Origin of the sequence: Thermoflexibacter ruber (assembly GCF_900113045.1) — a bacterium.
GTDB lineage: Bacteria > Bacteroidota > Bacteroidia > Cytophagales > Thermoflexibacteraceae > Thermoflexibacter > Thermoflexibacter ruber.
Genome location: NZ_FONY01000036.1, coordinates 1 through 15231, shown reverse-complemented (window position 1 = coordinate 15231; position 15231 = coordinate 1). Strand labels below are relative to the sequence as shown.

9 protein-coding genes are annotated in these 15231 nt (G+C 37.8%); 1 reads left to right on the top strand and 8 read right to left on the bottom strand.

All coding sequences use genetic code 11. The features are described 5' to 3' along the window. Window positions 1–9: 9 nt before the first annotated feature. Window positions 10–3921 (top strand): T9SS type B sorting domain-containing protein, encoded by a 3912-nt coding sequence (locus tag BM141_RS17305; RefSeq protein ID WP_177217432.1) that lies wholly within the window; start codon window positions 10–12, stop codon window positions 3919–3921. Window positions 3922–4012: 91 nt separating this feature from the next. Here the strand turns inward: BM141_RS17305 and gcvP are convergent, their stop codons facing one another. From gcvP to BM141_RS17265, 8 genes are all read right to left on the bottom strand, one after another. After that, window positions 4013–6913: an aminomethyl-transferring glycine dehydrogenase gene (gcvP, locus tag BM141_RS17300; protein ID WP_091548728.1), complete on the bottom strand. Its 2901-nt coding sequence runs from the start codon at window positions 6911–6913 to the stop codon at window positions 4013–4015. Between the two features lie 184 nt (window positions 6914–7097). After that, window positions 7098–9065 carry a DUF3352 domain-containing protein gene (locus BM141_RS17295; RefSeq protein ID WP_091548727.1) on the bottom strand — a complete coding sequence of 656 codons (1968 nt, stop codon included), beginning with the start codon at window positions 9063–9065 and terminating at the stop codon, window positions 7098–7100. A gap of 93 nt (window positions 9066–9158) precedes the next feature. Then, window positions 9159–9623 carry an acyltransferase gene (locus BM141_RS17290; RefSeq protein ID WP_177217431.1) on the bottom strand — a complete coding sequence of 155 codons (465 nt, stop codon included), beginning with the start codon at window positions 9621–9623 and terminating at the stop codon, window positions 9159–9161. A gap of 158 nt (window positions 9624–9781) precedes the next feature. Then, on the bottom strand, window positions 9782–10921 hold the full coding sequence (locus BM141_RS17285) for a glycosyltransferase family 4 protein (protein ID WP_091548725.1): 1140 nt from the start codon (window positions 10919–10921) through the stop codon (window positions 9782–9784). A gap of 96 nt (window positions 10922–11017) precedes the next feature. Further along, complete coding sequence (locus BM141_RS17280; RefSeq protein ID WP_091548724.1) at window positions 11018–12037, bottom strand: polysaccharide pyruvyl transferase family protein; 1020 nt, start codon at window positions 12035–12037, stop codon at window positions 11018–11020. A 183-nt stretch (window positions 12038–12220) separates the two neighbouring features. Further along, window positions 12221–13252 carry a glycosyltransferase family protein gene (locus tag BM141_RS17275; RefSeq protein WP_091548723.1) on the bottom strand — a complete coding sequence of 344 codons (1032 nt, stop codon included), beginning with the start codon at window positions 13250–13252 and terminating at the stop codon, window positions 12221–12223. Window positions 13253–13278: 26 nt separating this feature from the next. Beyond that, complete coding sequence (locus BM141_RS17270; RefSeq protein ID WP_091548722.1) at window positions 13279–14775, bottom strand: lipopolysaccharide biosynthesis protein; 1497 nt, start codon at window positions 14773–14775, stop codon at window positions 13279–13281. A gap of 141 nt (window positions 14776–14916) precedes the next feature. After that, window positions 14917–15231 (bottom strand): transposase (locus BM141_RS17265; protein WP_177217245.1); only part of this gene is annotated, 315 nt, incomplete at its 5' end.

The following is a 15231-nucleotide window of genomic DNA, read 5'->3' as shown; positions in this document are numbered from 1 at the left end:
CAATGCTGTTTGATCTTCAGCATCTTATTACTTGCTCAACAAACAAACTTTGCCCAAAACTATCTTTTTGCTACGCTCAAAGGTACGCCTATGAACACCAATGGCTGGAATCTGGCGGGAGCTACAAGAATCGGAAGAACTCCCATAGGAACAGCGGAGAGTAGTGAACTGATACTAACTGACCCTATTACCAACCAAAGTGGTGCTGCCTTTTTTCGCCAACCTGTGAACATTTCCGAGTGTCAGCGTTGGGTAGCAGATTTTGAATACAGAATTTTTGATTACGTTCCTGCTCCCGGAAATATTGGCTTGGCTGATGGCTTGGCTTTTTGCTTTTTGCAAGACCCTCCCACAGGTTTTGTTACAGGGGGAGGCATTGGTATCCCGAGAAATGCCAGAGGGTTAATGGTAGTAGTGGATACTTGGAATAATGAAGGGTGCGGCATAATGCCCCAATTGCAAATTCGCTACAATAGCGATGGCTCAGGCTATCGGGAATGTGTAGCTTCCCAACCTACTGCTTTTGGGCAGTTCGATTTGCGACAAAATAACTATGTGAGAATGAGAATAGAATACAATTTTGGCAATATTCGTGTTTTTGTCAATAATATGCTCCGCTTATCTGGCTTTTTTAGGATTACTTTTCCCGGATACTTTGGTTTTACGGCGGGAACGGGCGGTGGAGTAGATAGACATTCTATCCGCGATTTTTCCCTTTATACTTTCAAGCCAATCGTTTCTCCACCTAATGCAGGGTCTGATAGAGTGGTATGCAGTGGACAAGAAGTAGAGATTGGCGTACCTCCTGTGCCTAATGACCCTTATGTTTACTCTTGGTTTCCTACCACGGGATTGAGCAATCCAAGGATTCCTAACCCTAAAATCCGTTTGGTGAATAATTCTTTTACTCCTCAAACTTTTCAATACTTTGTTACTAAGGATTCTTTGGTAAACGATACGCTTTGTGCTTATTCAGATGAGGTAAGAATTACCGTGTTGGGGCGTACAGCCTTTGCGGGAGATGACCTCAATATTTGCTCAGGACAGGAAGTGAACTTGGGTTTTGCAGGCATTGGAGGCGTTACGTATGCTTGGTCGCCTGCCACGGGGCTGAGCAACCCCAATATCCCTAATCCAAGATTGCAACTCTCCAATAATGACACGATTCCTTTGGTAAGACAATACATAGTAACTGCCACTACGGTTTCTTCGGGTTGCATAGACAGAGATACAGTGAAGATTACTGTAGCCCCCTCGGGACGGCGGTCAGCTAATCGGAATTTGAGGGTTTGTAGTGGGGACAGAGTTCCCATAGGATATGCACCCTTACAAGGTTTTACTTATCGGTGGAGTCCTACGGAAAACCTAAACTTAGGTATTATTCCAAATTCTAATGCTACCTTCAACGCTCCAAATGTAGAGAGAGATTCCTTGCGATTCCGCTATGTACTAAGTAGCATACAAGGAAATTGTTTAGTTTTAGACACTTTCAATATCACTGTTTTCCCAAGAATTAGGGCAAATGCAGGGCGAGATACTACACTTTGTTCTGGAGATAGGGCAAGACTTGGCACTAACCCAGTAGCCAATGCAACTTATGCTTGGTCGCCCAGCAGAGGACTTTCCAATGCAAATATTGCTAATCCCGAGTTTTTGCTTACCAACGAATCGGATACGGTGGCTCATTATACTTATTTTTTAACTGTAAGAAATTCAGCAAATTGTGTAAGTAGAGATACAGTAGTGGTCAGCGTAACACCTCGTTTTAGCTTCAAAGGAGCAAAACAAATTTTGGTATGTTCTGGGGAGAAAGTAAACATCGGAACGCCTCCTATTGCAGGCAATCGCTACTCGTGGAGTCCTGCTACAGGGCTTTCTAATCCTAATGTTTCCAATCCTGAACTAAATTTGGAAGCCAAAGATTCTACCTTTTCTGCTACCTATCTTCTCACTACGCTCTCGGGAAGTTGCAGAAGCATAGACACGGTAAGAGTGCGAGTTTTTCAAAAATTGGATATTCCACAAATAGTGGGGACGGCTTCGGTATGTCCAAACGTGCAAGGTATTACTTATCGAATCAATAATCCGAGAGCAGGTCTGCGATATACTTGGACGGTAGCAGGCGGAACGATTGCAAGCGTACAGGGAAGTTCCTCTATTACAGTAAATTGGGGAAATACTAACCCCAATGCCAGCGTAAAAGTAAGCGTAAGCGATGCTTCGCCTTGTGCTAAGTTAGATGCCGAGTTGAAAGTAAATATAGAAGTGATTTTAAAAACGCAAAAACCCAATAGCCCACAACACGCAGATACGCTTTGCTTAGAAAAAGCAAGCAACATCGTCTATGAAACTCCTTTTGCCAATGGCTCTATCTATACTTGGGGAATTTCTAATCATGGAAGGATTGTTTCAGGACAGGGAACAAGCAGAATTACAGTAAATTGGCTCAATGCAGGCATAGGCAAAGTATGGATTGCCGAACGCACAAATACAAGTTCTAATATATGCTCAGGCGCATCAGATACGCTTTTTGTATTGATTGCTCCACCACCTAATATCAACAAAATTAATGGCAAATTTGAGGTTTGCGAGTTAGAAAATAATTTGACTTATACCTATCAAGGATTTAATCAATCTAAGTACGAGTGGAAGGTCATAGGTGGAGAAATTATTAGTAATCAAGGGAATAGCATTACTGTTAATTGGGGAAGAACAGATAACGGAAAAGTCTTACAGGGCAGAATTTCAGTCAAGGAAACCACTGTTTTTGGGTGCGAAGGCAAGGTAATAGATTCTTTGGTAAATATATACCCTACACCTAATCCTAAAATTGCCCACAGTGATTCAGTAATATGCCAATTTTCTCCCAACAATCTAAGATACGCTGTATCGGGTTTTCCTAACTCGAGATATACTTGGGCGGTAGTAGGGGGAAGTATAGTTTCTCCAAGTGTGGATAGTGCTACTATTTTTGTGAATTGGAATCCACAAGCCCCTGTAAAACAGCTATTTGTAATAGAAAAAACGCCTATTGGTTGCCTAAGCAAGCCCTTAAATTTTCCAATTTACTACGACGGTACAAATATTACTCTAAGGAGCGTAAGCGTACAGCCTACCAATGAACGCAATATCAACGTAAGTTTTCGCATCAGCAATACGCCTAACTTACCACAAACGTTTACCATTAGCCGTAGGAATTTTCTACCTACGCAAAGTGCTTGGCAATCCTTAGGGACTGTGAATAAAAATGATACCTTGTTTGTAGATAATCAATTAGACACTGATAATATTTCATTTCAGTATAAAATAGAAGGAGGCAGGCAAAATACTGACTGCTCAGTAAGCTCTATGGAACATAACTCTATTGTGATGAGAGGTATAGGCAATGAAGAGCAAAGTCTAATTCAACTTAGTTGGAATGAATATAAGGACTGGGCGAGTGGAGTAAGACGTTACGAGGTTTGGCGAAAAATAGATAATGAATCTGATTTTAAACTTTTTACTAATAATACCAATGCTCTTACTTTCAGTAGTAACTCTGCCAAAGATGGTTTTAGGCATTGCTTTAAAATCAGAGCAGTAGAAAATAATGCTTTGCCAAGTGTTTCATGGTCAAATGAGATTTGCATAGATTTCAAGCACGACATCACGATACCTAACGTCATTACCCCTAACAATGACGGCAAAAATGACAACTTTATCATTAGCAACTTATCGCTATATCCTAAGCATGAGCTGGTGATTTACAATCGCTTAGGCAGTGAAGTTTTCAAAACGAATAACTATCAACAAAATTGGCAGGCAAGCAATCTACCCACAGGTACATATTTTTACTATCTCTATACCGAACGCTTAGATGCCGTTTCAGGACAAACACTGACTAACCAGCTAAAAGGTTGGGTGCAGGTATTGAGGGATTAAAGATAAAAAATTAAATAAGTTACATAAAGAGCCTATGAGTTTGAAATACATGGATTATCAGCATAAAACCCATAGGCTTTTGTTTTATATTTTAGGCATTGATAGCTTCATATTCCTCTATCGGGGCGCAAGAGCAAACCAAATTTCTATCTCCATAAGCTCCGTCTATGCGGCTTACTGTTGCCCAGACCTTATTGCGACGCAAGCAAGGAAGAGGATATGCCGCTTTTTCTCGGCTATAGGGTCTGTCCCAAGTATCTGCAATCACTACATTTTGAGTATGTGGGGCGTGTTTGAGAACGTTGTTGTTTTTGTCGTAAATGCCTTGCTCTATTTCTCTGATTTCCTCACGAATCTGAATCATCGCATCGCAGAAGCGGTCAAGTTCCTCTTTGGTTTCGCTTTCAGTAGGTTCTATCATCAGTGTCCCTGCTACGGGGAAGGAAACTGTAGGGGCATGAAAGCCGTAATCCATTAGTCGCTTGGCAATATCTTCCACTTCTATACCTGCACTTTGCTTAAATTGGCGGCAGTCGACTATCATCTCATGGGCGCAACGTCCATTTTTCCCTACATACAAAATAGGATAATGCTCTTTTAATCTATCTTTGATATAGTTAGCATTGAGAATCGCCATTTTAGTCGCATTAGTAAGCCCTTCCGCCCCCATCATCGCAATATAAGCATAGGAAATAGCAAGGATACTTGCACTGCCATAAGGAGCAGCACTCACTGGCGTAATTCCTTGACTTCCTCCTACTTCTACTAAGGGGTGCTTGGGCAAGAAAGGAACTAACTTTTCCACTACGCCAATAGGTCCCATGCCAGGTCCCCCGCCACCATGAGGAATACAAAAAGTTTTGTGTAAGTTTAGGTGGCACACGTCAGCCCCAATATTGGCTGGGCTTGTCAATCCCACTTGGGCATTCATGTTTGCACCGTCCATATAGACCAAGCCTCCATTTTCATGGATTAGTTGGCAAATTTCGGTGATAGCTTCCTCAAAAACCCCATGCGTAGAAGGGTAAGTAACCATGAGGCAAGCCAAATCGTCTTTGTGTGCTATTGCCTTTGCTTTCAAATCATCTAAATCCACATTGCCATTTTCATCACATCTCACTACTACGACTTTCATACCTGCCATGACCGCACTTGCAGGATTCGTACCGTGTGCTGAGGAAGGAATTAAGGCAATATTTCTATGCCCATTGCCGTTTGCCAGGTGATAGGCACGAATGACCATAAGCCCTGCATACTCACCCTGCGCCCCTGAATTAGGCTGTAAAGAAACCCCTGCAAAGCCAGTAATTTCACTTAACCATTTTTCTAAGTTAGTAAATAATTCTTGATAGCCGAGAGCTTGTTCCTTAGGTGCAAAAGGGTGCAAATTGCCAAACTCTGCCCAAGTTACGGGAATCATCTCCGTGGTGGCGTTTAGCTTCATGGTGCAAGAACCCAAAGAAATCATAGAATGAACCAAAGAAATGTCCTTATTTTCTAAGTATTTGAGGTAGCGGAGCATTTCGTGTTCGGAATGATGCGTATTGAAAACAGGGTGAGTAAGATAAGGCGTTTTTCTCTGCAAGTTTTCAGGAATCAAGTTTTCAATATTTTCTGCTAATTCATCAACATCAAAAGCAATAGTTTTTTGCATAGCTAATGCAAAAATTGCCAAAATTTGGCTTACATCTACTATAGTAGTAGTTTCATTTAACGAAATACCAATGTATTTCTCTCCTTCATAAAGGAAGTTAATTTCTTGGGAAAGGGCTAATTTTTGGACTTTCTGTTGGACTTCTTTATTTTCTACTTCAATAGTTAAAGTATCAAAATAAGTGGTATTTTTTGTTTTGAATCCTAAAATTTTAAGCCCTTTTTCTAATAATTGCGTCATTCCATAGACTCTTTCCCCAATTTTCTTTAAGCCTTCTGCTCCATGATAAACTGCATACGCTCCTGCCATAACAGCCAAAAGCACCTGAGCCGTGCAAATATTGGAAGTAGCTTTTTCCCTGCGAATGTGCTGCTCTCTGGTTTGCAAAGCCATGCGGTAGGCATTGTTGCCTTGTGCATCTTTGGAAAGCCCAATGATGCGACCCGGCATTTGTCTTTTGAACTCATCTTTGGTGGCAAAAAATGCTGCATGAGGTCCTCCATAGCCCATAGGCACGCCAAAACGCTGTGCCGAACCTACCACTACATCTGCCCCCATTTCGCCTGGAGCTTTTAAAACTGTCAAAGAAAGCAAGTCAGCAGCCACCACTACTTTTACCTCATGCTCATGCGCTGCCTCTATAAAATTTGTATAATCAATTACTTCCCCATCTTTGGCAGGATATTGCAACAATACACCAAACAAATTAGGATTAGTAATATCTATGGTCAAGTGGTCGCCAACAACTAACTCTACTCCTAACGGAGCAGTACGAGTACGAAGTAAATCAATAGTCTGAGGTAAACAACGATTTGAAACAAAAAATTGGTTGGCATCTTTCTTTGCTTTGCTCTTTACTGCCAAAAGTAGGTGCATTGCCTCTGCGGCGGCAGTTGCTTCGTCCAGCAAGGAAGCATTAGCAATTTCCATTTGTGTCAAATCTATAATCATGGTTTGGAAATTGATAACTGCCTCCAGCCTTCCCTGAGAAATTTCTGCTTGGTAAGGCGTATAAGCGGTGTACCACCCTGGGTTTTCCAAGATATTTCTCAAAATCACAGGAGGTGTAATACAAGGGTGATAGCCCAAACCTATGTACGATTTGAAAACCTTATTTTTCTGTGCCAAAGCCTTAAAGTTTTTCAAAAATTCGTATTCCCCTTGTGCTGATGGCAGGTTCAGGGATTTGCTTAAACGAATATTTGCTGGTATAGTCTGCTCGATGAGTTCATCAATAGAATTGGCTTGAACAGTACGTAGCATTGCATCGATTTGTGCCTCATCTGCACTGATGTGGCGGTTTTCAAATTTTTCAGTGTTGTTTACGTTGATTTTCATTGATTTATCTTTCTCGCTTATTGTTCCTTGTTTATGGTTTATGATTCTTTGTTATTTGTTTATTGCTTGCAACTCAGCACAAGCAACAAGCCATGCGGCACCAAGTTGCATTTTTCAAATTTTCTGCAAAGATAGCAAAGTAACTGCATGATTTACAATTTTGTTTTGTGGGAAAAGTTTGTATCTAAAACAGTTCCTGCCCCCGCTTGAATCTACGTTTTTTGGTGAGTTTTCCCTTCTCGTCATAGTATCGCCAAGTCCCATCTTGTAGGTCTTTATAGTATTCTCCTTTGATTTTTATTTCTCCATTGGGGTAGTATTCTTTATAAGTGCCATGCTTTAATCCATTTTTTATCTCTGCCTCTACTTTTATCTTGCCGTTAGCATACTTCTCAGTATATTTTTTTATGTCCAAATCGCTTAATATAATTTCTAAGGGGGCTTCTATATCTATCAAACTATCAACGACTTGTATATTCCTTTCATAAAATTTTGCAAAATATTCAGGATAAAGGACAGGATTAGTGAAAGTAGAAAGTAAATTAGTTTCAAAGATTTGCCCATTACCGATGAGTTGGAAGCCTATCTGGTCAAAACACTGAATATAATTGCGATTGGTTTGCATAGCTTGCCAAGTGGTAGGTTGTAGCAAAGGTCTGATAGTTTGCTGTAAAACAGGCGTTTGGCAATAAATAAAAATACTGCCAGCTGAGGAGAACTCCTCAAAAAATCTATCAAAACGTTCTGATTTGGCTAATGTTTTTCGCTCATTATAGTCATTGATGATGTCTTTAAGTGTTTGGGGGTGATTGCTAAAGATAACATGCTCGCCAATGATGGTATAATAGGGTTTTTCTAATTTTTCAAAGAATTTGCCTAAGAATAAACGAAAGAAACCCTTGACTGCCATGTACTTAATCGTAAAGCCTCCGTATTCTACCTCTCTAAACTTGACTGGGGAACGCTTGCGAATCTGCTCGCTGATAAAGTCCAGATTGCCTTTGGCTTCTCCAATATCTTGGGCGGTGATAATTACGGCTATTTCACTGTCCCTACCCAAACCTTTGGGTTGCGTTTGCACAAAGCATATTTCTTCTCCAATCCAAGAAAAAAAGTTTTTTTCCAAACTGATTTTTAAAAAACTTTCTACTTTTAAAATATCAGCTTCGTATTCTGCCCACTTTTCAGGATTGTCTTTTTGATACACTTCTTTCCATTGTTGAAAGAATTTGGAAAAATCCGAAAACCCCAAACTCATGCTAAAAGCACTCCGCTGAGGAATAACATTAAAAGCAGAAAAGCGTCCCTTCCCTGCTTGGGCGAGTGCTTGCAAGTATGAGGCTACGGAATCATTAATATTGGTATAACCTTTCATTTGGATAAGGCTGTCCTCTATGACGTTACAGTCCAAACCCGTATATAAAATAGTTTCGCTAAGGTCTTGGACGTACTCATTGTCTTCTTCCATGTAGCAACGCATAAACTCGTCTAAATACGCATATTGCAAATACAGCCGAAATATACCTCTCTCACTCACTTTTTCGCTAATGGCAGTAAAATGAGGATTCTTCCCTATTTCAGGTGATTCAAATTGTGTGAGGGCATCTTCCACTAACTTTGCTTTCCAACTGCCAATCAGTGCGTTATTGACAAAAGCCAGATGTAAAGTTTCTTTGCTTGCTTTGTCTTGGAGTTCGTGAATAGTAAATTTGCTGAGTGTGCGCCTGCTGTACTTGTACTGCTGCATGGGTAAAGCACCCAAGTAGTTTTCTAAGAAAGTTAGCACGGCGGCATGCTGAAGGTCTGCCACAAAGAGAAAATCATAGTCTTTGGCTTTGTATAGATGTGCGGAAACCATCACTTTGCGACTGCCCAAAAGGTCAAAAATTTCTTTGTTTTGCTTGATGAGCGAGTCTAAGGAATTGGCACTTTTAGTAAGCTCGGCAAAAGTAGCTTGGGATTGCAGATGCTTCCAGACGGCACTACTGCTTAGCTTTTCCCAAGTTTTGATAGGCTCGTCAGTTTCTAAAATATAAATGGCATCTTTGGGAATAAAGTAAATCAGTCTTGTATAGCCTAACTGCTTAGTGAAATAGAGGAAACCAGCAATAAGGATTAGGCAAATCAGGATAAAAAAAAGAAACTTTCTCATAGTAAGGGGGATAAAAATTTCTTTTTAGGAAAGAATTTTTACAAATAATTATATTAAATCTCATATAGCTAAATAGATAGCTGTACATAAGAACTATGACTTAATTTCTTTGACAAACTTAGCAGGCACACCAGCCCAGATTTGATTGGGTGGTATATCTGTAGCTACTACACTTCCTGCGCCAACAATGGAGTTCTTGCCTATAGTAACACCTTTCAGAACAATCACATTCATTCCTAAAAACACATTATCTTCTATAGTTACTTTCTTTGTTCCTACTCCTTCCCTGCTTCTTCGCCGATTCTCCGGGCCAACCGGATGGAAATCCGTATCTGTAATAAAGGAATTAGCTCCAAGCATTACATCATTTCCTATTTCTACCTCTGTTTGCACGCAAATTCCTCCTCCACTGATACCAACATTATTACCTACAGTGAGTTTAGCATTTTTATTCATTAGCCTAATCATGACGGGGTGATTGATACCCGGTTCGCTAAAGTAGCTATCAGAAATAAGCCTAATTCCTGTACCAAACTTTACCTCGGCTCCCTTAGGCATGAAAATAAAAGGGAATCCAAATATTTGTAGTTTATTCCCTAATCTCTTTTTATACAAAAAATTGAACCAAGTGTTTTCTATTTTTAATTGTATAGTTCTGAGACCCCACCAACGGTAAAACATAGTTGTATTCTATTTTTTAGTAACAAACTTAATCGCTATACATGATTTTTCATAATAGTTTGATAAATATTAAGTGTTATTTGAGCTATTTCGTTTGAATCATGCCGCTTTTGTGCCAAAATACGTGCTTTTTCTGAGATAGCTTTTCTCAAATTAGTATTATGATATAATAATTTGATATTTTCAGCAATTTCTTCTGGGTGCAGACTTGTTAAAAGACCTGTTTCCATGTGGTCAATTAAGGAACTTACTCCTCCTACATTACTGGCAATTACGGGCAGACCTGCTAATTGGGCTTCACAGACTGAGTTTGGACTATTGTCAATGTAAGTAGGGTGTACTAAACAAAAGCAATTGGTATATACTTCCAACATTTGTTCTGCATTACGAAAACCAGCAACTTCTACGTCTCCTTCATTAATGTTATACAAATTTCCTTTTTCAATAATTTCTTTTACTGTACTATACTTACAACTTCCCATGACTATCAACTTAGAAGGTAATTCGTTTTTTACTAAATTGAATGCAATAAGCAACTCTCGCAATCCTTTGATAGGATTATCTCCACCGACAAAGGCTATATTAAGAGCTTGCGAATGATATATATAAGTCTGGAACGGCTCGCGCAGTGGTTCCCAGTTATGAAATATATTGGCTTTAGGATTAATCTTTTTTACAAATTGTTTATCCCAGTGTGTACGACAAATAAAATTTTTTATTTTAGTCAAGTATCTTCTTTCATAATATGCTCCTAAGTTCCATCTTGTTACACGCCAATCAGAAAAAATATGTTCATTATTGAGTACTTTTCTACACTCATCTAAAATACCTTGTATAGATAATACTTGTGGTATATCAAGATGGTAAGAACTCACGTGAAACTCATGTTCTGAACCATGTATATGAATTAAATCATACTCCTTATAAATTTTATTCAAATACGATTTTATAATATTTATTCTAATCCAAAAGAAACTTAATAAATCCATTTTTTTTGAGGGGACTTTTAATGTGATATAGCGAATTCCGTTTTTCATCTCTTCGACTACTTCTTCCTTTTGGCTATAACTATATTCTAAAATAGTCAAATTAATATTAGTAATCTCTAATAATTTTTTGGCTAAGCTATCAATCCAAGGTGCACTTTTATTAGGGGATAACCACAATATGTTCATAAGGTAGAAAATGTATAAGTGAGTATGGATAACATTTTTAAAGAATCTGAAAAAAGAAGATTGTCCTTATCTTCGGAGCATATTAGTATTGATTTTCTATTTAAATTGAGATTTCCATTGTTCAATAGAAGAAATGGGTATATTCAATTGGCAATCCATTGGATAGAGTATTTGACTTTTTAAAGTTTGAATATCTCCTCTATTCACTACAGGAAGTTTAATGTCTTTTGCCATTTCTTTAGCTCTATTATCGATTCCAATAATAATAGAGCGTTTGCCGCGATGAAGAGCTCTAATTCCTCCATGTAAGCGAGTCCCTACATAATCTAAGGATTCCAAATTTGATAATAGTTTATCATAAGATTTAAGAAGTGGAGGTACTATTTCTATATTTGGGAAATCTTGCCGAAAGTTCTTAAAATATTCAATATCACTAATTCCCTGAGGCCAGAAATACACGGTTTGATAATGCTCGACTAACAGACGAATCATTTCTTTATCATTTGCCTTGTCCTTATTGTAGTCTGTTAGCGTAAAAACTACAGAATCTCCTTTTGTTGAAGGAATTGTACTACAAAAATCTGGGGTAAGTTCCCATGTGGTAGGGCAGCCTGTATTAATAACATTTTTAATCCCTATAGATAGTAATTGTTGCCGAGTGTACTCATCTCTCACTGAGTGTAGAATCTCTTTGTGCAAAACCCTTTTCAGAATAGTTGCCGTATATAAGTTTGGTTTTTTTTGATATTGCCACCAACCTACCCCCATTAAAACCACGTCATTACCTCTTAACGCATCTTTAATGCCTAACTGCCATTGCTTATATTTTAAAAAGTTTGAGGATAGAATATTGGTACCTCCTACAAAGGAGTACTTAGTTTTTTTCATTCTCTTATATACTTTTTTTGTGAGGCTAAGAGTTGTAGGAAAATCTATGAAAAAATGCATAGGAAACATCTTGTTGAGTTCACGATATACTGCATCTGAAATAATTTGGTCTCCAAGATTAGAAGTTGTGATAGCAGGATTTAATACCCCTATCAAAGGTGTCTTATTGATATTTGATTTACTATCCAGTAAATCTATGTCAAACTTTACATCACTCTCTTTTACCATAAAATTAATGAATTTTTGTTTATAATACTAATTCAAATATACAATATTTTACTAACTTTTGATATTGTTGATTAATGAAGGTATCTAATAGACTTCTTGCGAAAGTGTTTTTTTATTGCCTCACCCATGCCCCTCTCCTTCTGAGAGGCTTTATATGGAATTTTTGAGTTTCAAAAGCCTGAATTAAAAGAAAACCTCTTTTACCTTATTGATAATATTACTATATACTATGTTTGCCTCTAAGTGCTTGAATACAAACTCTTTGCCTTTATGCCCTTCCTCTATCAAAAACTCCTTAGGTTGGCTCAGTAAATATCGGGCTATTTCTATTGCTTCATCTACTGTTTTTGCAGCGTAAAGTCCTCCCTTACACTCTTTAAAAACGATATCATACCCTGGATGCCATGAGGTAATATGAGGCACACCTGCGGCTAAGGATATGGGTAAGCGATTTGAGAAATAAAATGGTTCCTTATCAAAATGGTCCCAATTAATACTTATCCAAGCAGAACGTATGGCATTTTCTTGTTGATTAAAAGGGAGTAAACCTCTTGATGCTTCTAAACCATCCCATCCTTTGCCGTAAAGGGCAAAACGTTTACCAAAAATCATGCTCAGTTTTTTGCCTAACTCTTTGCGACGCTGGCTACCCGGGAAATAACGTCCGGGTATTCGGACATAGCCTTGAGCGTTAGCAATCATTACTATATCATTTTCTCTTTGTAAGGTAGGTTCCCAATCAGTCCCAAAACGAATACTATCAAAAACATGAGGAGAGAAATAGACTCTTTTTGCACCTGCCTCTATTGCCAAATTAGCAAAAGAACCCGCTCCTACCATAAATACTGCATCTGAATTACGAAACATAATTCGCATGTTGTTATTAATGACTTTTATGTATTTAGAGTAAGGGTCAGCCTCATGATAAATTATTTTAGGTTGAGATGTGCTCTTTTTGAGCTTATGTATGAAGTCATCAGAAATATCAAATCTGTCTATATGCTGCCAGAAAATGACATCTGGCTGAAATTTCTCTACCAATTGAGTAATTTTTTCTCTTGTTAATTCCAATCCATATTGGATAGACTCATGCAAGAAAGAAAAAATTTCAAGAGCAGATAAATCGCCTCTATCTAATAGCCATTTGAACGCTTTTCTTGGTCCTATTTGCATCTTGTCTAAGGCCGCTTCATTAGGTAGATAAAGTAGTTTCATATATTTTGAATAAAATATAATATTTCTTATTTAATTAAAAATTTAAGCATACCCAAACCTGGCTTACCAGCAATGGGTCTTATGAGATTCTTTATTTCCAAAATGATTAACACTCGTGGCGAGCTGAGAAATCCTAAAAGGATACATAGTCCCCCAGCAAATATAAACAATATCAAAGAAATCAGATGCGCAATATCCCAATAATTTGTAAAAAAGCGAATTAGCAGAAAAATGGGTGTAAGATATAAAAGATTAATAAAAGCAGGTAGGTAAGTTTCAAACCATTGGCGAGTAGTATATTGCAAATACTTCTTAGTAATAAAAAGTAGTATGACGTATTTAACAAAATCAGCTATAACTATTGCAAAAGCCAATCCGATAGAACCCAGTCTATAAAAACTACCAATCCCGATGAGCATAATAGCAATATGAATAAGAGTAATTTTGATTTTTAACCCTACGCGATTAGTAGCATCAAGACTTGAGTTGCCAAAGATAGCCAAAAAGTTAAAAATAGGGGCAAACGCCAATACTTGAAAAATAGGAACGCTTGGTTCCCACCGGGTCCCTAAAAATACTAATATAAGTGGTTCTCCAGCAATACTCATGCCTACGCATGTAGGAATAATAGCAAAGGCTAAATACCCGCTTGAGGTGAGATACGCTTTTCTCAGTTTTTCAGTATCATGCTGTAGCTTGCTCATTGCGGGAAAAAGTACTTGTGAAATACTTTGAGTAAAATATTGGATAGGAAGTTGAGCCATATAGGAAGCTCGGTTGTAATAGCCTAATGCTTTACTACCCAATAGATTACCAATAAGAACTGTATTTAAATTATAGCTTAAAAAAATTAAGAAACTATTGATGCTTATTTTTAAACCAAAACCTAATAAAGGCTTATAATTCTTCCAAATAAAACTTAGCCTTATATCGTGCCTTACTATCAAGTATGCCCAAACTCCAGAAATCATACTTTGGGCAAGAGAAGAAACAACCAGACTCCATACACCATAGCCGAGATAAGCTAATGGTAATCCTATGCCAAAAGAAGCTATTAAGCCAGATATAACAGTAATTTTGGCTGTAATATTGAATTTTAGCTCTTTTCGGAGTAAAGCATTGGCAGTAAGGAACAGACTGCTTATCACAAAAGATAAAGCCATAGTACGAATAACAGGCACTAATTCTTCGACAGGAAAAATGTAAATAGAAAAAGGAGATAGAATCCAAAAGAGTGAGTACAAAAACAAACCAAGCATGATACTTGAAGTAAAGGCTGCACGAATGTCCTCTGTAGTCATATTTGCTTTTTGTACTAAGGCTTGGGATAATCCCATACCTGAAAAATAGCTTACAAACCTTAGGACAATATCTCCCATAGCCATTAATCCATAAGCAGACGGGTCTAACAGACGCCCCATAATAGACGTGTAGGCTATTTGAGAAAATACATTGATTAAAGTAGCTCCCGTAGTCCAAAAAAGGCTACTAATTACTTTACTTCTTATGCTTGATTTTGACATTATTTACGAAGCCTCATAAAGTTTTAGCTTGCTTCTCTATTTACTTTTAACCCAAATAGTAACCGAGTTAGCTGAAAGTGCTTAATAACACCTTCATATAGTAATGTAAATAGAAAAAACACAGAAAAAACAATAATATACTCAATAAAAATTGGTTTTGGTTTTAGGGATATGAAAATTCCAAGAAATTAAGGTTTCTAATTCCTGCTTATATTGGGCAATATGGGTAAAAAACTCACAGACCTTTTCCTTGAAATCTTGAAACTTCCTATAAAAACAAGTATCAATGACCTTTTTACGCATAAATTTCCATAATCTTTCAATCAAATTAAGATTAGGCGAGTAAGCAGGCAAGAAAAGCTGTTTTATCCTGCTACTTGCCAATTTTTCTTGTAAGTGCTTATTTTTGTAATATCGTGCATTATCACAAATCACATAAATCTTTTCCTTGTCAGG